Below are 20,425 nucleotides of genomic sequence, written 5' to 3'. Positions count from 1 at the left end.
AATGCTGAGAAGATAGTCAAAGCACATTGCATTGATGTGAGCTATGTTTCTTGCCCAGTTCAGCCTTGGCACTTGCTTGTTGTATCGATTCATCTTCCGAGCTACACACTCGATTTCGACCCAATGTTTTCGCACGATACAGCGCTTTGTCTGCTCGGCGATAGCTTTGCTCTACAGAACGGTTGATCGTCGTAATTCCGCCACTGATCGTAATACCCAATACACTTTTCGATTGAATAATTTCTTTAAGACGATAAATCGCTTCAAATGCATTGCGAGTATTAGTCTCTGGCATGATGATGGCAAACTCCTCACCGCCAACACGTGCAACAATGTCTGTCTCTCGACACTGTGCTTTCATCAAGTTCCCGAGGTCTTTGATCACCTCATCCCCCACATCATGACCGTGTTTATCATTAATCTGCTTGAAGTGGTCTATATCGATAATGGCCAATGCGGTATTAGACACCGCGTAACGATCAGCAATACTCGCATGACGCGCCAACTCCTTGTCGAAACGACGGCGATTCCAACACCCCGTTAGTGGGTCTTTTTCGGCAAGGTTCTTCAGTTTGTTCTCCAACCGCACTCGATGGCTGATGTCTCGGAAACTAAGCACATAACGGTCGCTCATTCCCATCCCCATTTTATAATGAGTAATGTGCGTATCTAGCGTCAGATGGTCACCAAAACGATTGGTCACTTTGATTTCACCTTTCCAGTTGGCTTTCGCGCCTAACTTCGTCATTGCTTTGTTCAAACAACTGAAGCCATACTGTTGCAGGTTTTCACCATTCAGTTGTTCGCGTGTATAACCTGTCAGCTTAGAAAAACTCTTGTTCGCAAAATCGACTCGTAAATCTTGGTCGAGAATGACGACACCAATCACCGAGTGCGCAGCAATACTCGCGATCTTTTCGTCAATGCGTTCACTTTCTAAGTGGTAGTTGCGTAATACCATCAATAAACCGATAACGAACAGCAATAATGCCTGCCAACTGTAATCATGTGTGAGCGTGTAAATCCCCCAGCCAGTCAGCGTCAATAGATAAACAAACGGAAGTAACTTGCGCTTGGTATCGTCAGTAAATTTTCTCGCATTCATAATGCGTGCTCCGAATAATTCGATGAGCAAAGGTTATTGAATTCAGGTTGTTAAGATTTACCACTTTGCGCCACACCTTAATCACTGACATGCCGCTGACAAACCATCATCGCTATTCGTTTCTTCGTTAATGTCGCTTAATGGCAATTTTTAGACGTCGTTGCCCTTTATCTTATTCAGCAACTTGATTGAATTAGGAAAGAGAAATGAAAGCACGTAATGCCCTTTTGATTTTACTTACAAGCACTATTGGTTTTAACGCTTATGCGATTACCGACGCCAGCAAGATTGGCGCAAATGCAGGAGCGATGAGTTACTGCTACGATCGCGTCGCCTCTGGCAAAGACAAATCGAAATACCGTTTATTGAAGCTCAAAACACTGGAAGAGTATCAAGACCTAGACAGCGGTGATCGAGCGAGAGCCCTAGTAATGAAGAAAGCCGCTGAAGATGGAGAATATCTTGGCGACCCACTGGATAAATCACGATGCAATAGCTTAAGAAAGATGTTGTTTGTAAAATACTAATCGAACCAAAATCCTTAAAGCCATCACTGTTTAGTGGTGGCTTTTTTGTATCTGTAATCCACTCATTACAAATTCACCCCAGCTATTTATAACCACCCCGATCGATATTACTTTTTTATCTTTACGTGCAAAGTGGCGCCAAATGGTAAGTCCCCATTCACGCTTATTTCTACTATACCGCTACAGGGTATGCATTGAGCGACAGGAGTCCCCACTTAAAAAATGAGAGACCAACATGACTTACGCAGAGTTCAAACAAACTGATCTACACACTTGCCTAACCGTTGCTGGTGAGCTGATGCTGACCATTGGTAAAGTTGCCTTCAAGACCATAAAAATTTTATTCAAAGCCTTTGCTTGGTTGGCAATCAAAACTTACCGCTATGTGATGAAGTAAGCTGATTCGAACTCACTCTATCACATTACTTTTAACTAGGACCGCGCCTTTCAAGGTGCGGTTTTTTGTATGTCCTATCCCCAAGTTCAATTCCCTATCACGCCCTTTTCTCCCATCGCTCCTTCTTTGCACTTGGCGCTCAGAACACAGTCAACCAATGCAGGTTATGAAAAAACTAAGAAGAGAAACGGTACCTCTTATTTGCTCCTATGCTGAATCATTCAAGGCGCTTTACTTAAGCTCTTAGGGAGCTAGGTCAATGAAAAGTTCAATGCTAGAAACGTTCTGAGGCACTCTGGATAGGCAATTTAAAATGACTAACAAGGAGCTTTAAGAATCAACGTGAGGTGATCTTGTGACGATATTGGCAGGAAGGTTTAACGGCTTTATAGCTAGGTTAAGGTTGCGTCTAAAAACCGTTCACAAGTTGAGCTTCACTTTTCTTAATACGCAAAAAAGGCGCTCAGTGAGCGCCTTTGCCTAGGAGGTTGTAAGATTTATAGCGTGTTCTTGTACACAACACCGTCTTTCATGATCAACTTCTGTGTCTCTGTGTTTGCCACACATTCCACACCTTCTAGAGGGTTGCCATCGACGATCAACAAGTCTGCGTAAGCACCTTCCACGATTTGACCTAACTTACCTTCTTGGTATGGGTGTTGGTAAGTCGACATCTCGAACAAACGACCACAGTTTGACGTCGCCATACGAAGTGCCGTGATGGTATCGAACGTTTTCTCAATCGCTCCCAGCTCATTTAGCTGTGTTGCGTGAACATTTGTCTCGCCAACGCAGTCTGTACCAAACGCGAGGTTTTGAATATCGTACTTCTTAATTAGCTCGGCAGACTTAAACATCGCTTTACCAACACGTTCGGTTTTGCGGTAAGTCTCCTCATTCGGTAGTGGGATTTTGCGCTCAGCGATTAATGAGGATGTAAAGTATGAAGGGATCACCCAAATACCTTTTTCTTTAATCGTCTGAGCGATGTCGTCATCCATAATCGTTGCGTGTTCGAATGACATCACGCCTGCCTCAGCAGCTCTGCGCATCGCATCTGGCGTATGAATGTGCGCCGCGACATAAGTACCGTAGTCGCTCGCTGCTTCTACCGCTGCTTTCATCTCATCAAGCGTGTATTGCAGCGTATCAAGTGGATCAAAGGTAGAAGACGCACCACCACCAGCCATGATTTTGATTTGTGACGCGCCCTTAAATAGCTGTTCACGAACAGCTCTTAATACTTCTGCACGACCATCTGCTACTTTCATCGCGCCTAGCTTCATCATTGGCGAATCTTCGTGGCCATTCGCTAAACGCTCTTGAGCTTGGTTTTGGCGATAGTCTGCATGACCACTCGTTTGCGAGATGGCTGCCATTGAAGGCAAAATTCGCGGACCTTTTGCATAACCGTTATCGATGCTGTTTTTCAAACCTAATGTATTACCTGCCACGTCACGAATGGTCGTGAAACCGCGCATCAACATCTCTTCTGAGATTTTCGCGGATCGAATCGCGACTTCTTCACGTGTCATAGTATCAATCACATTAAATGGTGCTGACAGCGTGATGTGTACGTGCGCATCAATCAGGCCAGGCATCACCGTTTTGCCTTCTGCATCGATGATTTGCTCAGCATTCGAGTCATCCACTTTCCCGATTTGTGTGATCAAGTTGTTTTCAATCAGAAGGTCCACGTTCTTCAGAAGTTGCTCATCCACACCGTTAAACACGTTTGCATTTTTAATTACGATACTCATGGTTTCTATCTCCGAGTCAGTTGTCTCAATACAGGTGCATCATATCGAGTGACTCGGAAATAGAATTGCCATTTCGCGACAGTCAAATCATTCAAGACTTAAGTAAGTTTTCGTGATAGATTCCGTCGCCATTTAAATATGCATGACCACTCTTATTAACCTATTGTGCGGATAATCCCCGTTATGTTTTCTCAATCTGTCATTGAACAACTGAAATATTATGTCTACTTCTTACGAGACCCGCGTGACGGCAAGGTGTTCTACGTTGGTAAAGGCAAAGGTAATCGAATCTTTAACCATGCAGAATGTGCATTAGAAAGTGAAAGCTCTAGCGACAAACTTGACACTATACGAAGCATTTTAAGTGCAGGCTACAAAGTAGAGCACTATGTATTAAGGCATGGATTGGTAGAAGCTGCAGCATTTGAAGTCGAAGCCGCTTTAATCGATTTTATAGGCTTAACCAACCTGTCTAACTTACAGGGAGGTCATTACTCTAGCGATTTTGGCATTAAAACGACTGATGAGATTATCGCTATGTATAGTGCTGCGCCACTAGACACTTCGTTGCCTATCGTACTGATAAACATCAATAGAAAGTACTATCGTGAAATTACACAAGAAGAACTCTATGACGCAACCCGAGAAGCTTGGGTCATTGGCAGCAAACGAGATACCGCTACCTATGCAGTCGCAACCTATCGTGGGTTAACTCGCGAAGTTTACAAGATCCAGTCTTGGTATCCTGTCGATATTGAAGGAAAAGAACGTTGGGGTTTTATTGGTGAGTTAGCGAGTGACGCCGTTCGAGAACAGCTTCGCTACAAAGCCATTTCTTCGTACTTCCCACAAGGCGCAGCAAACCCAATTAAATACCTAAACTGTGATGCACCTTTATCTGTTGTTCAAGCGATGCCGCCGCAGAAAGTCGTACAAGATCCTATTGATTCAGCCGACAAAAAATTGAATCTCATTGTTCATATCCAGAAAGGCAAAGAAAAATATGGTTATGAATGGGGAACACGCCAAGCATGGAAGTGCGGGGAAAAAGCGCATCGGGTAAAACGTGTAATCGGTGTCGTGAAAGGTAAAATCGCTTGTATCGTAGACGGCGTCAGCGCCGAGGTGTCAACACCAACATCCAATCCGAATCACGACACAGGTTGCGAAGGCCGTTATGTGTTCGTTGGTGGTACATGCGTTAGCGAAAAAGATCTTTGCGTTGAATTGCACGGAGCGCTGATGTTTAAAAAGATATCGGGGCTTGGTCAAGGTCATCGTTATCTAACCGATGAAGAGTTATTTTCCCGCATTGATTAATAAATTAAGAGCCGCTGTTGTCGGCTCTTAATTCGATGTCATCTATACATGATCTCTTGTTTCAACCATGTCTACGATAGGTATTCTAGCGATGTCGGGAGAGTTAACCTTCTTAAAATCCCGTAGATTACACAAATTACAATCAGGATCACAATTCGCTAGGCACTCTAGTTTGTCTTTCACTTTCTTTAACAAGACAGGATTGGATATAGACTTAACAATATTGTGTTTAAACAGATATACGCCCATGCTGCCCTTCTCTTTTGGTGGGTAGTACTTTACTTCTTCCGCATTAAAAACCAATTTGCTAAAGGCAATTAAGGGTTGAAAATCGACAATAAAGAAATACGCATAATCTTTCTTACTTGAATAACGAATTAAGTAATAACAAAGAGCCTGCACAATCAACTCAAAATAGTGGTCTGAACTTGTAAAGTACCCCACACCAATCAGACAGCTTTTTTCCGCCTCTTCTTGAGACATACTAATAAAGGAAGGGAGGCCATTAATGCTATCGATATTCACAAGGCCATACCAATGACCAACAATGGCCTCTTGCTCGTTTTTAATCAAAACACATTGATATTTAACATCATTGCCTTTGTCTTGCAGATCCTGATAAAAACGCGCCAAAGGAGAGATATTGTGATTAAACTCTTTAAACATATCCGCGTATTCATTCAAAGACAGCGATTTAATTTCACTCTTTGGTGGCCCAGATACCTTACGGTACGAGAGGTTAGATATTGAAAAATCGAGCGCTTTTACGAGTGTGCTGATCACCACATCATGTTTGTTCGAGTAACGAGCTTTAGAAAGATCCATTCTTAATAGAACTTCCACCAAATCCATTTCCAAACACTTAGCGATATAGAACTGTTTGTAGATTGGTGGGACGCTTTTTCCAGTAAACCACCTACTCAAGGTAATAGAGTCTAGTCCTTTGAACTCTTCGTAATAGTTGTTTTGCAGTAATGCAATAACATCTTTTCGAGAAATGCCTCTCGTTTCAACCCAACGACTTAACTCGTCTTTAAAGCAATACGCCATATGACTCCCCCTTTCAATCAAAATATCCATTGCTGACATGAGTATTTAGAACAGATATCACATTATTCCTGCAGAGCATTTCTATTGATGCTCTTTATTAAATAATGCGGCTAACTATTAAAGGAGATTATTTAATTTTATCTTTTTTAGATATATGTGCGCACCACTCTCAGAATTTTCTGACAGAATATAAAGAACCACAGAAAACATGAGAGACTCGTTCCGTGTCATTTTTTTGATTATTTTAAAAGGGTATTTAGCTAAACACCGTTCCTCTGAAAGAGGAAAGACTACTCATTGCAATTTTACTCTCCCTGATTTGAGTAGAAGGTTCCGATGGAAAGTAAAAGCCATTTTCTCGAGTACGCCCTCGGCAGAAGTCCGACCGCAACAATGCCCAATGCTTATTGCTACTATTTTCTGGTGCTTTGGTTGCAGCTGCGAGCCAAAACTCACACGCTAATCCCCACTCATATTCCCTTTCATTTGCAGCAGCTTGTTTCGCCAACTCAAGATAATCTTTATTAGGCACATTTTCCTCCGTGAGCCAGTAACAAAAAGTCATCTTAAGGAATGGATAAAGACCATAAATAGCATTCAAGAACGATTTAGTTTTAATAATGCAACTTTCGCGTTTTTTGATCGAATGGCAAGCTCAATTCGAACGTGGTTATCTCATGATCGCCCAACTTGGAACCTGAACATGTTTATTGATAGTAAGGTGACGCATGTATATCACCAAGACGATTGCTCCCACCGCACTGAAGTCAGCAAGTTGTGGCGCGAAAGACAAGACAACCGCATGCAGTGTACAACCTATCGCCACAGGAATAGCGTAAAGCTCTTTAGATAAAAACAAGGTTGGACGCTGAATCAAAACGTCTCTGACTATCCCACCACCTACCGCAGTAATTACTCCCAAGAGAATAGGAGCAACGGGTAGACCAAAACCTAAGCTCCACGCTTTTTCTGTTCCTTGAATTGAGAACATTGCTAGCGCTACAGAATCGACATACAGATTGACTTTATTCATCCAATTTTTCTTTATGAGAGAAAAGCAAATAAATCCAATCAAACCACTCGCTATGGCAATCCAGACGAGATAAATATCTTGAGACCAAAATACTGGAACATCTAGCATACAGTCTCGTATGGTGCCGCCTCCAACAGCGGTGGTGACGGCTAAAACCAGCACGGTAAAAACATCGGTTTTCTTTTCACTTGCAGCAAAAACTGCTGACAAAGCAAAAGCAGCCGTACCGAGAACCGTAATGGTCTCAATCAAAAAAACTGTCGTAATAAACATGTCCACACTCTCTCGCCAGCAAAACATAGGAAGGATTCCGGGTGAAGATTGACCTCACCCGCCATTGTCATTAGTGGTGACACACGCCTAAATGTTCTAGCGCAGTGTGTAGGCAACACTCATAGTGATGAACTTGCTCATCATTAAGTATGCCGCGTGGGTTCGTCACAGTGTCGTTCAATGAAACATACTCACGACCCGCTTTTTTGTTCTCAAATTCTGCTTTAACTTGTTTTAATAAATCAGTATTTGTCATCAACTCTAACCCTTGTGCTGCAAGGACGTGTGCCGCATTCAGCCCTGCTTTCTGACCAATACTCATACCGTTACAAGCCGTACAACCCCATTGATGTGGTGGAATATGCAAAGGCCAAGCCGCGTAAACAATTCCCATTGTTGGAACATTCCAGCTAATATCCCCAACGTCCGTTGAGCCACCGACTTCAATACCTTGTGGTACATCCATCACATCGGTCGCTAAACCGTCTTCAGGCTTACCCATTTCTCGTTGAATGCTCTTAGCGAATTCTTGCTCCTCTTGCGTCCAACTCAATGGAAAATAACGATTCAGATGCTCGGTGATAGAGCTTGCTAATACATCATTTGGCAAACAGTCGTAGATACCGCCTAGGTTTGTCACCTCCGTTGTGGTTTGAGTCGCCAATGCCGCACCTTTTGCAATGTCCTCTAACCACGCTTTGTGTTGACGAACATTCTCCGCGCTTTTTCCTCGGTAACGCACTAACACTTTTGCATAGTCAGGCACCACGTTCACAGCCGAACCGCCATTAAGGATCTGATAATGGAGACGGCCTGTTGGCTCCAATTGCTCTCGCATCATGTTGGCCGCAACAATAAATACTTCAGCAGCATGAAGCGCGCTTCGGCCGTCCCAAGGAGCAGCACCAGCATGCGCCGTGACACCGTGCCACTCGACAATAAGATCGATAGAAGCGGTAGAATGGAAGTTTACTGCCGCGTTAACCATAGCTGGGTGGTTATGCAGACATACGTCAAGCTCATCAAACACACCGGTCGCTGCCATGTAGTTCTTACCATTAAGTGACTCTTCCGCAGGACAGCCGTAAACCTTGATTGTGCCCTGAATGCCCTCTTTACTCATATGTTGCTTGAGTGCAATTGCAGCGCCAATTGAAGAAGAACCAATTAGGTTATGACCGCAACCATGCCCATTTGTGTTGCCGCTTTTAGCCGGTGTTTTGTGAGGAACCGTGTCATTGCCCAAATCTGGCAAAGCGTCAAATTCGACAAGGTAGCCAACCACAGGCTTGCCCTGCCCCCACGTCGCCACCCAAGATGTTGCTAGGTCAGCAATATTGCGCTGTTCAATAGTGAAACCATGCGCTTCAAGAACAGAGCTTTCTAACGCCGAACTTTCAAACTCTTCGTAGCTGAGCTCTGCATAATCCCAGACCTGAGATGCCATTCCCCAAATAACCTCTGATAGTTGCTCTACTTCGCGGTCAATATTGGTGTAATCAGTCATTGTGTTTACCTTATTGGTGATTTGATATGGAAATAATTCGCAGCACCATTGGTTCATCGCCATGTCCTGCGTGTTGATGCAGTTCATATTAGCGATGAATTTAAAACGCAATAAATGCGTTATGACGGATGCTATCCGTCCAAACTAACTCGACTACGTCACAGCAATAAGCTTCATGAATGGCAGTTTATAAGCGTAGTGGTAAGTTTTAGATAGACGACATCGAGGAAAAGGAAGTATCCGATATGAGCACCAGCATTGAACAATTACTGGCATTTGTAACGGTGTATGAAGAGCGCTCCTTTAGCAGAGCAGCAGCCAAACTTGGTAAACATCGCACGACAACAGGCCAAGTTATCGCCAACATGGAAGATATTCTCGCGGTAGAACTGTTTGAGAGAATTGGTCGTAATGTCGAACCAACCGAAGAAGGACACTTGCTCTACCATTACGCCAAAGCAACGATTGCGCAATCTGACACCTTTGACAAAATCGCCCTTAGCCTGGCCTATGGAGGACTGGAGGGAATCACCTTTGCCCACTCAAGCGTTGTGCCCCACGGGATGCTCGCGACCATTCGAATGCAGCTTGCTAACGACTTCCCGAATATGAAGGTGAATTTTCTAGTAAAAACAAAAGCGGAAGTTGAGGAGGGTATTAATAATGGCGATATTCATTTTGGTTTAGTACACATTGATCAAGGCAAAGGAATGTATGGTAAAGACGCTACCTTTATCGGTCATATGGAATTTTTGCCGTTCGTTAAAAAAGGCAGTCCCCTCTCCCAATTGCCAGATGATGAAGTATTAAATGCGCTCAGAACTACCAGACAATTTGTTCTTAGAGCATTTGTGCATGAAGGGTTAAAAGAAAAGCTCATTGTATCGGCAGACAATGAGGAAGTTGATCAACTCGCACTCACGATCAAACTCATTCAATGTGGCTTAGGCTGGGCATGGTTACCAAAGGTGCTTTCAGAGTCTCAATACGTCACAGAAAACTTGCAGCCACTTAAACCTCGAGAACTCAAACACGGACTAAAATTCTCTTTTGCTTTGTGGAATCCGCACTCTAAACAAATTCTTGAAATCAAAAAGTCGGTACTTAAAGCAGTAGATGATTACATCGACCATTTTAAAGCACTGCAACTGAATGATGTATAACAGAAAACATAGATACAAAAAGAGCCGCAAACTGCGGCTCTTAATCTATCTATTTCTATTTAAGCAAAAACTTATTCTTTACCGAATACGTTGTTTTCTTGCTCTTGTACGCGAATGAAGGTAGTACGCTTGGTTAGCTCTTTAAGCTTTGCTGCACCTACGTAAGTACATGTTGAGCGAACACCACCAAGGATGTCTTGGATAGTACCGTGAACGCTGCCACGGAATGGTAGAAGTACGGTTTTACCCTCAGCTGCGCGGTAGCCAGCAACACCACCAGAGTGCTTGTCCATCGCGCTCTTAGAAGACATGCCATAGAATTTCATGAACTTCTTGCCGTCTTGTTCGATCACTTCACCGCCTGACTCTTCGTGACCTGCTAGCATACCGCCTAGCATTACGAAGTCAGCGCCGCCGCCGAATGCTTTTGCAACGTCACCCGCACATGAACAGCCACCGTCACCGATGATCATGCCGCCAAGGCCGTGTGCAGCGTCACCACACTCGATGATTGCAGAAAGTTGAGGATAACCAACACCTGTTTTAACACGTGTAGTACATACTGAACCTGGGCCGATACCCACTTTAACGATGTCTGCGCCCGCTAGGATTAGCTCTTCACACATGTCGCCAGTTACTACGTTACCTGCAGAGATAACTTTGTCTGGGAATGCAGCACGTACACGTTGTACGTACTCGACTAGGTGCTCTGAGTAACCGTTCGCGATATCGATACAGATGAAGATAAACTCATCAGAGATCGCCATGATGTCTTTGGTTTTTTGGAAGTCTGCATCAGACGTACCAGTAGACACCATAACGTTGTTTAGTGTTGTTTTGTCAGCTGTTTTCGCAAACTCTGCCCAGTCTTCTACTGTGTAGTGTTTGTGAACAGCGGTCATTACACCATGCTCTGCTAGTGCCTTCGCCATTGCGAAGCTACCAACCGAATCCATGTTCGCCGCAATTACAGGTACACCAGACCATTGACGGCCACTGTGCTTGAATGTAAAATCGCGGGTTAAATTTACTTGAGAACGGCTCTTAAGGGTTGAACGTTTCGGGCGAAACAGTACATCTTTGAAACCTAACTTAAGTTCTTGTTCGATACGCATTGTGTAATTCCTTGATTCATAAGTATATGTGTCATCTCAGAGTGCGTAGTGAAGTCGTTGGCAGACGAGTTCACTGTTCTTCGGACACAAAAAAACCGGAGCGTTGGCAGACGCTCCGGTTTTCAGCATTATAGGTCGTGATTTATTTCCTACAAGTCTGATATTTGATTTTTTTTTGTGATACCATCTTGGAAATCGCATATCAAAAACACCTCACTACTCTCCAAAATCATAGCTTTATTAACAATATCAAATAGTTAAAACCACCCTTTATTTTATCCTTTGCGCAAACCTTTGCGTTAAACAACGGGATTTTTACCGTTCAACCTCTCATAAACGGTCAAAATCACACCGAACGATACTTATTAGTCGGTTTGTACAAGAATAATTTTCTAATTTTTTTCACGCTCCACATCACTTTTCTGCCACTTTTTTGAGTGTATCAAGCACGCACTAGCTCTCTGTGACGTTTATAGCGCATCGAAGTGATTCAATAACATCACTTGCTAATAAGCCAATTTCGCCTTTTTGTTGAACATTAATGTCCGCAGCGTGACTATGGAGCATGACTCCCAAACGTGCAGCAACAGCAATAGGTAAGCCTTTGGCAAGCAGTGCGGCAATGACACCGGATAACACATCTCCCATACCGCCACTGGCCATTCCCGGATTTCCGGCGAGACAAACGTACATTCTCACGCCATCATAGATAAGCGTACCCGCCCCTTTAAGTACAACGACACCTCCATAACGTTCATGAAGTTGTCTTGCTGCGGCAAAGCGATCTTGCTCTATGTCCTTTGTAGAGACATTAAGTAAACGTGCTGCCTCTCCTGGATGTGGCGTCATAACGCGTAGCTCATCTCGTAAAACCACGACATCATTACGCTGATTCAGCATCGCAAGAATATTCAACCCGTCGGCATCAACGACTTTCAGTTTGTGCTGCTGAGATAAGTATTGATAGGCTTGATGCGCCCATTCATCCTCACCCAAACCGGGACCGAAAGCCAAAACGTCCGCCCAACGTGTCCGTTTAATCAGTTCGTTATCTGCCTCTTTTAACTCATCAAACGTAATAGCCTGACTCATGACTTCTGGCGCACCAACTTGCAGTGGCAACAATGAGCTTGGGTGTGTGAGAGCGGCGGTTAACCCTGCCCCTGTTCTTACTGCGGCTGAGGCGCACAAACGAATGGCGCCAGACATGCCTTGATTACCGCCTATACATAAGAGCTTGCCATTATTCCCTTTGTGGGCTGTGGCTTTTCTTTTTGGTAGTAGCCTTTTGATGATTTGATGGTCGATGCCCAACGCACTTTCTTCTTCAATCGACTCGAACTCAACGTTTACCCCCAAGCCTGAAAAATGCAGCTCACCAACGTAGTCTCTCGCCTGCCCTGTGCATAAGCCTTGCTTCACACCAATAAAGGTCACCGTATGATCCGCTTGTATGGCATCTCCGAGCACGGAACCGGTGTCTGCACTTAACCCCGAAGGAATATCGATTGAGATGACCGGACAATGAATTTGATTAACTTGATCAATGTAGCGGCGATACTCATGCCTTACTTCACCTAAGAGCCCTGTCCCAAGCATGGCATCGATGATTACATCCGCCTCTAAAAGTGCTGTGTGCCAATCATCCCAAGAGCTATTCTCGCCATCCACAGATTGCCAATCTTCAAACGCTCGCAACGCATCCCCTCTCAATGATGTGGTGTCGCCTAGCTGGAAGACACGAACATTCAACTGCGCCTGTTTGGCGAGCGTGGCAAACACGTACCCGTCGCCACCATTGTTGCCTTTACCGCAGACCACCAGCACGGTTCGTGCCCTTGGGTAAAGATGAAGAAATCGTTCGTATACCGCCATTCCTGCACGCTGCATTAGGCTGTACATTGAGACGCCTGCCATTTGAGCGGCGAGTATTTCTCCGTTTCTGACTTGCTCTGCGGTGTAGAGCTTAAGGGCGAGATTAAAGTCCATATTGATATTCTGCGTTTTAGAAGACACGATTTAAGTATACGAAAAAGCCGAGGCGAACCTCGGCTTTTGCGTGTTTATTTTCTCAAGCTTTATTTTTGCTGTTGCGACGTCAAGTTTGCTGCTGCGACATCAAGGCTTCGGCAGTTGCATCTTGAATCGATAAGAACAACGAGTTGATTTTCCCTGTTGGGGTTCGCATTGGGTTTAGCGTCACGTTTTGGTACATGAACTCGGCTTGTTGCGTCACTGGTCGAACATTGCGGCAACGGAACAGATATGGACGCTGACGCCACGTGATGAAGCTTCGACACCCCAAATCGTAAACAGGTTTAGTTTTCAATTTGAACCACTCTTGCGGGATCTCAGGGAAGATATCAAAGATCGAACGACCAATTGCCTCGTGAGATTGCAAACCGCTGTGGTGAGTCATAAAGCCATTCCAGACTTGAACATTGTAATCTTTATCGATAACAACTAAGCCCATGTCGACATTTTGAACCATGTCGACCATCCAATGGAATTGTTCAAATTCTGCAGGTAAGTTCAGCATTAGAAATCCTCCATTAGGTACGACAGTTTGTTATCCAGTAACGGCAGTGACTCATCAACAAACATGAACAGTAGGTCACAACGGATGGAAGTGCCTTCAATGTTGTAGCTGACCTCGAATGTCATGGTTCGACTAAATGCACCTGTTGTCGACTCGATAATAGAATCGATGGAAATATGCTGACCAAGCAGCACTGGTGAACTCTGGAAAAAGCGGACTTCAGACTGTTCGCCCAAACCATTCAAGAATGATCCAACCAAGATATTGGAAATGTCCATCAACAGCTCTAGTTCTTCCAACTCTTCGCTGTCTGCTGGCACCTTCATCAGCTTCTTAAGATCAGAAACACTGGAGTCGCTTAAGATCACTAACGCTTCGCCGGCGATGCCCTCACCACAAAAGCCTTGGCAAACACCAGAGACATTGTCGTGAGATGCGAGATCACGCAAAGCCATGTGCAGTTCGCTGACTTCAAAGATATTCACATTTGGCAATGGAAGCTGAACAAATACATCAAAGTGTCGAGCGAGCGCATCTGCAGCACGACCAATAGAAACGTTCGCCACTTCCATATAGATGTCGCGACGGCGGAGAATCGGCAACTCTATGGTTGTCGGTGTGATGACTTGCGGTCGATCATTCGGCTCGATCAGCTCTTTTAACGTCGCTTTAAGCTCATCTTTACCAATCGGCTTTTGAATAAATGCTTTCGCACCGAGAGCAAACACGCGCTCTTTTGCTTTTGGTTGAATATCACCAGACACAACCACGACAGGCGTTTGAATGCCCAAGCGCTTCATGTTTTCTAATGTTTCAAAACCGTCCATCTCTGGCATGGTGAGGTCAAGAAACATCAGTTTAAATTCTTTTTGCGCTAACTCTTCGAGCGCATTTTTACCATGGATGGCAAATGTCACGTCTGCATTCAATGTTGCTGGCAGTGATCTTGCCATCTGTTTGCGTGCTAACGCAGAATCATCACAGATGAGTACAGGAAAAGACATGCTACCACCTTTAAATATTCAACAATCTGTGCGGAATTCTACCAGATTGTTACTGCTACACAGACTAAGAGTCTTCGTTTTTTGTTTACTGGGTAAGCATACGCAATATGAATAGTTGAGTGAACCAATGAACTAAGAAAAAATTCGATTCCCTATACATTTAGTGACATCAGTCAGGAATGATTAAAAGTTCTACAAGGCTTGATACGCAAGGGGTTGCGTTTATAAAGTTGCTGCCATTTAAGATAAACAGAAATAAAAAAGGCACCCTCTTTGGAGTGCCTCAGTCTTTTGTTCACTGGTCGCTTTCTATGGCACACCGTGACCTTTTGATGCAACCCAAACTCGGTACCATTGCTCACGAGTTAGCTCAATGCTTAGCGCGTTAACGGCACTATGCACACGCTCGATTTTACCAGAACCAATAATTGGCATCGGCTTTGAAGGCAAGCGACGTACCCAAGCGTAAATCACTTCGTCGATGCTGTTTGCACCCACTTCTTCTCGGATAGCTTCTAGCTCGTTACGAACACGAACCGCTTGCTCCGTATCACCAGTAAAGATTGAACCACCACCCAAACATGACCATGCCATTGGACGAACACGATGCGTTTGAAGTAGATCTAGCGTACCATCGTGTGCCACTTCAAAGTTCAGTGGGTTGATTTCCACTTGGTTAGTCACAAGAGGTTTGCTTAAACGAGATTGAAGAAGCTCGAATTGGCGAGGCGTGAAGTTAGAAACACCAAAGTGCTTAACTTTACCCACTTTATGTAGCTCAGAGAACGCTTCTGCAACCTCGTCAGCATCCATCAACACGTCTGGACGATGGATAAGAAGAACATCAATCTCGTCGACTTTTAGTCGCTCAAGCGAGTTGTTAACGGATTGATAGATGTGCGCAGCGCTGGTGTCGTAGTGGTTGATCTTACGTTCTGGCGTTTTGTCACCACACAAGTTGATGTCGCACTTTGTCACGATCTGAATTTGCTCACGAACGCTTTTGTCCAGTGCGAGTGCTTCACCAAACAGCGCTTCACATTCGTAGTTACCGTAGATGTCAGCGTGATCGACGGTGGTAATGCCTAACTCAATGTGTTGCTTTAGGAACGACAAACGCTCTTGCGCCCTCATACCCCAATCTACCGCACGCCAATAACCTTGTACCAGTTCAGAAAACTCTGGACCGTTTGGTGCAGTCACTACTTTTGCAACCATGGGTTTATCTCCTTTTCTTGATCTGCTTTCATCCTAGTCTTGTTTTACCGCTCGCTCAACGGGTAAACTTTCGCAATTCGAACTGGAGTACGAAATATGTCTTTTGCCAAACGACTCGCGACATTAATTGGCGAAGAAAGCATCAGTGGTTTTGCGCGACGCGTGGACGTTTCTGAAGCTTTGATTCGCAAATACCTCAAAGGCAGCGAACCAAGCTTAGCTAAAGCGAATCAAATCGCCATGCGAGCCAACTGTTCATTGGAATGGTTAGCCACAGGTTGCGGCTATTTATACCGTCAAGCGGAAGTCGTGGACATGGAGGCCTATAAACTGGCCTTCCAACACGTGATGAATGGAACGATATCAGAAGAGGAAGAAGCCAAGCACCGCAAGTTGGTGGCAGGGTATCAGTACCTGCGCGCACACAAAAAGTCAGATGGTTTTTTGGATGAATCAGCGATGGCGACCTTTCTTTCGTTGCATGATGAAAACAAGACCGCGCAAAACTAAACCTTTAAACGATGTTTGTATCACGACGCTTTAACTTCCCCTTTAAAAGCGCTCAACCTTAAGCTCAATCATTTCGCCATCACTGTTTAACGTGACACGTACTCTCGGTGTTGGCGATTCAAACTCTTCAGCTAACACCCAATCAATACTTCGCGGCGCATGCTGAGAGTAGCGGTTGATAAACAGAATTAGAGCTTTGTCGACAGCTTCTGGTGAGTTTTGTTTTAAAGCCGCAGCTATATCGTACTGCTCGCCCTGAATGTCAATTCGCTTCATCACCAACCCATCTTTTCTCAGATTCAGTATCACATCACTCAAGTTTTGAGGTTGATAGTCCGTGAGAAAGTTTAGACGAATCACTTTTTCTTCTATCGTTGCTTCTCCGTAAAGGTGCTGGTGGTAATAATGAAAATCATCCAAGCAGAATGCACCTTCGCTTTCCTGCGTCTCACATCCGTACCAGTCACCACCCTCTTGCAAGGTTTGTTGAACCTCAACAAAAGGCGCTTCAGATAATATGATTTGCCACCATGCATCTCGTGCATTTGCGGTTTGAGAAAACAAACTTAAAGAAAGAAACAGGAAGAATGAGAAACGCAACATAGGGGTACTATCGATTTGACTCGAGAAGATGAATGAAAGAGCTTTATCTTTGCTGTAAGTAGCGCGAGAAGCAAGTGACTATGTCGGATTTCGGGTACAAAAAAAGCGGACCTTCTAGCCCGCATCAATCTTTGTATAAAGCATAAACCGCGTAGTCCATCACGCTGAGAACCATTACGAGACAGCAGAATAGCATACCATTTATATTTATCAATACTTCATACGGTTATTATTAGACAACTGTGCAGACACTTATATAGGCGGAGTAGTGAATAGGCGTGCGGTTTAGACAGGCATTAAAAAGGCGCACTCTTGCGTGCGCCTCTGCCTCGTGACTCAATCGTGAGTATGCGAATCGGGAAGTCTATTGATGCATCCCGAACAAATAACGAGGAATTTCTGTAGGGTTTGAATCCATCCAAATTGTGTGTAAAACCTCACATCCCTCCTTCTGAAGCAGTCATGTTGCTTTACACTTAAAGCATGGTTCATTTTGCTCAGAAAACAAGGTTACTCGATAAAAAAATAGCGTGAGATATGGGATCAATAGCACAATATTTATCAATATTTGCACAATAGACGCTTGAACTGCTCAATAGTGGAAAGCTAAATTGCATCTTTATTGATTAGGTCTAGACTCTCGTGAGCGTATAATTTCTTTCGTCCCTTCCAATTAGTAGTCTAGGAGAATCTGTTAATGACCAAACGCGAGAGAATTGTGAAATCTGTGTTAGCGCACGTACCTAAAGATGCGATTAACCAGTTTGTCTCTCGAGGGTCAACGCCAACATCATTTTCCGTCCTATTTATGGCCGCAATCGTTGGTACGTTAGCAGGTCTTGTCGGCACCTACTTCGAAATTGCCGTTCACTTTGTTTCAGAAACTCGTACCGAGTGGTTAAAAAGCGAAATCGGTAGCGTACTGCCTTTATGGCTTGCTGCGATTCTAATCAGTGCAACCTTGGCATTTATCGGTTACTACCTTGTTCACCGTTTTGCGCCTGAAGCATCTGGCTCAGGTATTCCTGAGATAGAAGGCGCAATGGATAACATCCGCCCTGTACGTTGGTGGCGTGTTATTCCAGTGAAGTTCTTTGGCGGTATGGGTGCGCTTGGTTCAGGTATGGTTTTGGGTCGCGAAGGTCCTACCGTACAAATGGGCGGTGCCGTTGGTCGCATGGTCACTGACATCTTCCGTATTAAAGACGATGATACACGCCACTCATTGTTAGCCTCTGGTGCTGCAGGTGGCTTGGCCGCTGCCTTTAACGCGCCATTAGCAGGCATTATGTTTGTGGTTGAGGAAATGCGCCCTCAATTTCGCTACTCGTTGATTTCTATCCGAGCGGTGATCATTTCAGCGATCATGGCAAACATTGTATTTCGCGCCATTAATGGCCAAGCCGCGGTTATCACCATGCCACAGTATCAATCGCCAGAGTTACAATCACTATGGCTATTCCTACTGCTTGGTTCTCTATTCGGTGTATTTGGTGTCATCTTCAACAAACTGGTGACTATCGCACAAGACAGCTTTGTTGCTCTGCACAAGAACGACCGTAAACGCTACCTAATCACTGGCACTGTCTTGGGTGGTGTGTTTGGCTTGCTACTGCTTTATGTTCCTCAACTTACTGGCGGTGGCATTGGTTTGATTCCGGACATTACCAATGGTAACTACTCAATCTCGATCTTAGTTATGCTGTTTGTTGGTCGTGTTATCACAACCTTACTCTGTTTTGGTTCAGGTGCTCCGGGCGGTATCTTCGCACCAATGTTGGCGCTGGGTACGCTATTTGGCTACGCGTTTGGCGCCAGCGCAGACATGTTATTACCTTCTCTCACGATTGAACCTGGCGTGTTTGCCATTGCAGGTATGGGAGCGTTATTCGCAGCGACAGTGCGTGCTCCAATCACTGGCATCTTGCTGGTAATCGAGATGACAAATAACTACTACTTAATTCTGCCTCTCATCATTACTAGCTTAGGTGCAGTAATCGTAGCGCAGTTACTTGGCGGGCAACCGATTTACAGCCAGTTGCTACATCGTACGCTTAAAAATGACAAGCTACGTCAGCAAGACCTACCGGAAAACCAAGCCTAACTTAATATCGGCTCCAAATTATCTTCCACATAAGATGTTAGTTTGGAGCCAGTAATTCTGCGTTTTTGCATCTCTCTACAAAATTTCCCTACCAAACTCACAAAATTCCCATTCTCTGATATTTACTTATAATATTTAAGGGTAACGACTCATGAATATTGTTAGTATTCTCGCCTCAAATTAGAGTGATTCATCCAATCTCGGAGTAGTTTTGAACTGGAGAAGACTTGTACAGTTTTACAGTGTCCCGCCTTCGCAAGCGGCTTTGGCACTGGGTATGATAGGGCTTGGACAAGCTTGGGCTTTATACATTCCTGACATTGGCGAACCGATAAGACCATTTCTTGCTGCACTTGGTGCATTGCTCCTCACTCCAGTTCTCCTAAAATACGCCACCAGCCCTCGCCTGTTTATGGCGGATATCAAACACCCGCTGAGTGGTAGTTTAATGGCTCCAATGAGCATGGCCTTACTCGTGCTGTGTGACTACCTTGCGGCAGTAGCACCAATTATTGCGTATCCATTGTGGTTTGTGGCGGTCTTACTTCACTTTACGATGATGGTGTTGTTCTTTGGCTTCCAGATCATGAACTTCAAGATGTCGAACATCGTGCCAAGTTGGTTCTTATATCCTGTTGGCTTGATCAGTTCTTCCCTTGCAGGTTCTCAATTCGGCCATAATGTGTTTTCTGAAACCTTGGCGATGATGTGTATTGGCATTTACTTCTTTATGTTGCCATTAGTGCTATATCGATTGGTGTTCTTTGGTTCCCTGCCACGCCGTGCACGCCCAACCTTGGCGATCATGGCAGCTCCGGTGAACTTGTCTTTAGCGGCATATTTGGTCAATTTTGGCGAGCCAGACCCGATTCTGACAGGCGCATTGGCAGGCATCGCAATCACCATGACGTTGCTGATTTATCTGTGTTACTTCCGCTTAATGCGTTTGAAGTTCCAGCCATCTATTGCGGCCGTGACCTTCCCTTCCGTTATTAGTGCTATTGCGATGCATCGCCTCACCACTTTTTTTGCTGAGTCTCATCCCCACTGGCATTGGTTGCACGATTTTGGATTCCTAGAGTTAAGCATTGCCACGGTACTTGTCGTTTGGGTTTCTGCTGGTTATGTGAAAATGTACTGGCCAGAACTGGTAAGAACGCCTTCAAAACAGACATAAAAAAACGACCTCATTACGAG

Annotated in this window: 19 protein-coding genes and 1 pseudogene; 8 read left to right on the top strand and 12 right to left on the bottom strand. The window is 44.5% G+C overall.

Translation table 11 applies throughout. The annotated features are described in order from the left end of the window. Positions 1 to 16: 16 nt before the first annotated feature. The gene (locus VCHENC03_RS25000) at positions 17 to 1,105 is read right to left on the bottom strand and encodes a sensor domain-containing diguanylate cyclase (protein WP_009704083.1); all 1,089 of its coding nucleotides are present in this window, start codon (positions 1,103 to 1,105) and stop codon (positions 17 to 19) included. Between the two features lie 206 nt (positions 1,106 to 1,311). Here VCHENC03_RS25000 and VCHENC03_RS25005 point away from each other — a divergent pair, with 206 nt between their 5' ends. Continuing rightward, entirely contained in the window at positions 1,312 to 1,632 is a 321-nt protein-coding gene (locus tag VCHENC03_RS25005; protein ID WP_009704082.1) for a hypothetical protein, read from the top strand. Positions 1,633 to 1,867: 235 nt separating this feature from the next. Then, entirely contained in the window at positions 1,868 to 2,029 is a 162-nt protein-coding gene (locus VCHENC03_RS27655; protein ID WP_009704081.1) for a hypothetical protein, read from the top strand. A 497-nt stretch (positions 2,030 to 2,526) separates the two neighbouring features. Here VCHENC03_RS27655 and VCHENC03_RS25010 read toward each other — a convergent pair whose 3' ends face one another. Continuing rightward, on the bottom strand, positions 2,527 to 3,789 hold the full coding sequence (locus VCHENC03_RS25010) for a metal-dependent hydrolase family protein (protein ID WP_009704080.1): 1,263 nt from the start codon (positions 3,787 to 3,789) through the stop codon (positions 2,527 to 2,529). A gap of 183 nt (positions 3,790 to 3,972) precedes the next feature. Here VCHENC03_RS25010 and VCHENC03_RS28190 point away from each other — a divergent pair. Together VCHENC03_RS28190 and VCHENC03_RS28145 are read left to right on the top strand one after the other, a co-directional pair. After that, a pseudogene (locus VCHENC03_RS28190) lies at positions 3,973 to 4,281 on the top strand (LEM-3-like GIY-YIG domain-containing protein); the annotation flags it as partial. 471 nt (positions 4,282 to 4,752) lie between these two features. Beyond that, complete coding sequence (locus VCHENC03_RS28145; RefSeq protein WP_331405941.1) at positions 4,753 to 5,109, top strand: acyl-CoA synthetase; 357 nt, start codon at positions 4,753 to 4,755, stop codon at positions 5,107 to 5,109. A 42-nt stretch (positions 5,110 to 5,151) separates the two neighbouring features. On the opposite strand, the gene VCHENC03_RS25020 is transcribed toward VCHENC03_RS28145, so the two are convergent. The 4 genes from VCHENC03_RS25020 to VCHENC03_RS25025 all read right to left on the bottom strand — a co-directional run bounded on the left by VCHENC03_RS25020 (position 5,152) and on the right by VCHENC03_RS25025 (position 8,972). After that, positions 5,152 to 6,198 carry an XRE family transcriptional regulator gene (locus VCHENC03_RS25020; protein ID WP_157620986.1) on the bottom strand — a complete coding sequence of 349 codons (1,047 nt, stop codon included), beginning with the start codon at positions 6,196 to 6,198 and terminating at the stop codon, positions 5,152 to 5,154. 217 nt (positions 6,199 to 6,415) lie between these two features. Further along, positions 6,416 to 6,691, bottom strand: coding sequence for an ANR family transcriptional regulator (locus VCHENC03_RS0125150; RefSeq protein WP_020195985.1), 276 nt, complete (start codon positions 6,689 to 6,691; stop codon positions 6,416 to 6,418). Between the two features lie 138 nt (positions 6,692 to 6,829). Then, positions 6,830 to 7,465 (bottom strand): trimeric intracellular cation channel family protein, encoded by a 636-nt coding sequence (locus tag VCHENC03_RS0125145; RefSeq protein WP_050554353.1) that lies wholly within the window; start codon positions 7,463 to 7,465, stop codon positions 6,830 to 6,832. 70 nt (positions 7,466 to 7,535) lie between these two features. Further along, on the bottom strand, positions 7,536 to 8,972 hold the full coding sequence (locus VCHENC03_RS25025) for an amidohydrolase (protein WP_009704075.1): 1,437 nt from the start codon (positions 8,970 to 8,972) through the stop codon (positions 7,536 to 7,538). A 245-nt stretch (positions 8,973 to 9,217) separates the two neighbouring features. Here VCHENC03_RS25025 and VCHENC03_RS25030 point away from each other — a divergent pair, with 245 nt between their 5' ends. Beyond that, positions 9,218 to 10,135, top strand: coding sequence for a LysR family transcriptional regulator (locus VCHENC03_RS25030; RefSeq protein WP_009704074.1), 918 nt, complete (start codon positions 9,218 to 9,220; stop codon positions 10,133 to 10,135). A 71-nt stretch (positions 10,136 to 10,206) separates the two neighbouring features. Here VCHENC03_RS25030 and VCHENC03_RS25035 read toward each other — a convergent pair whose 3' ends face one another. The 5 genes from VCHENC03_RS25035 to VCHENC03_RS25055 form a co-directional block, all read right to left on the bottom strand. Further along, a complete protein-coding gene (locus tag VCHENC03_RS25035; RefSeq protein ID WP_009704073.1) occupies positions 10,207 to 11,250 on the bottom strand; it encodes a GMP reductase in 1,044 nt (347 codons plus the stop codon). Positions 11,251 to 11,703: 453 nt separating this feature from the next. Beyond that, positions 11,704 to 13,239 carry a bifunctional ADP-dependent NAD(P)H-hydrate dehydratase/NAD(P)H-hydrate epimerase gene (locus tag VCHENC03_RS25040; protein ID WP_009704072.1) on the bottom strand — a complete coding sequence of 512 codons (1,536 nt, stop codon included), beginning with the start codon at positions 13,237 to 13,239 and terminating at the stop codon, positions 11,704 to 11,706. 109 nt (positions 13,240 to 13,348) lie between these two features. Further along, positions 13,349 to 13,789 (bottom strand): PAS domain-containing protein, encoded by a 441-nt coding sequence (locus VCHENC03_RS25045; RefSeq protein WP_005425904.1) that lies wholly within the window; start codon positions 13,787 to 13,789, stop codon positions 13,349 to 13,351. Then, the gene (locus VCHENC03_RS25050) at positions 13,789 to 14,793 is read right to left on the bottom strand and encodes a response regulator (RefSeq protein WP_005425987.1); all 1,005 of its coding nucleotides are present in this window, start codon (positions 14,791 to 14,793) and stop codon (positions 13,789 to 13,791) included. Before VCHENC03_RS25050 ends, VCHENC03_RS25045 begins: the two co-directional genes overlap by 1 nt. Before the next feature lie 309 nt (positions 14,794 to 15,102). Beyond that, positions 15,103 to 16,011, bottom strand: coding sequence for an aldo/keto reductase (locus VCHENC03_RS25055; RefSeq protein ID WP_009704071.1), 909 nt, complete (start codon positions 16,009 to 16,011; stop codon positions 15,103 to 15,105). Between the two features lie 96 nt (positions 16,012 to 16,107). On the opposite strand from VCHENC03_RS25055, the gene VCHENC03_RS25060 reads away from it, so the two are divergent. Beyond that, the gene (locus VCHENC03_RS25060; RefSeq protein WP_009704070.1) at positions 16,108 to 16,521 is read left to right on the top strand and encodes a helix-turn-helix domain-containing protein; all 414 of its coding nucleotides are present in this window, start codon (positions 16,108 to 16,110) and stop codon (positions 16,519 to 16,521) included. A 42-nt stretch (positions 16,522 to 16,563) separates the two neighbouring features. Here VCHENC03_RS25060 and VCHENC03_RS25065 read toward each other — a convergent pair whose 3' ends face one another. Continuing rightward, on the bottom strand, positions 16,564 to 17,124 hold the full coding sequence (locus VCHENC03_RS25065; RefSeq protein WP_009704069.1) for a hypothetical protein: 561 nt from the start codon (positions 17,122 to 17,124) through the stop codon (positions 16,564 to 16,566). Positions 17,125 to 17,821: 697 nt separating this feature from the next. On the opposite strand from VCHENC03_RS25065, the gene clcA reads away from it, so the two are divergent. Beyond that, positions 17,822 to 19,228 carry a H(+)/Cl(-) exchange transporter ClcA gene (gene clcA / locus VCHENC03_RS25070; RefSeq protein WP_005435622.1) on the top strand — a complete coding sequence of 469 codons (1,407 nt, stop codon included), beginning with the start codon at positions 17,822 to 17,824 and terminating at the stop codon, positions 19,226 to 19,228. A 211-nt stretch (positions 19,229 to 19,439) separates the two neighbouring features. Next, positions 19,440 to 20,405 carry a TDT family transporter gene (locus VCHENC03_RS25075; RefSeq protein WP_005435620.1) on the top strand — a complete coding sequence of 322 codons (966 nt, stop codon included), beginning with the start codon at positions 19,440 to 19,442 and terminating at the stop codon, positions 20,403 to 20,405. Positions 20,406 to 20,425 lie beyond the last annotated feature (20 nt).

Source organism: Vibrio sp. HENC-03, from assembly GCF_000305755.2.
Taxonomy (GTDB): Bacteria; Pseudomonadota; Gammaproteobacteria; order Enterobacterales; family Vibrionaceae; genus Vibrio; species Vibrio owensii.
The sequence above is the reverse complement of the archived record's forward strand: the minus strand, read 5'-3'. Positions and strand labels throughout refer to the sequence as shown.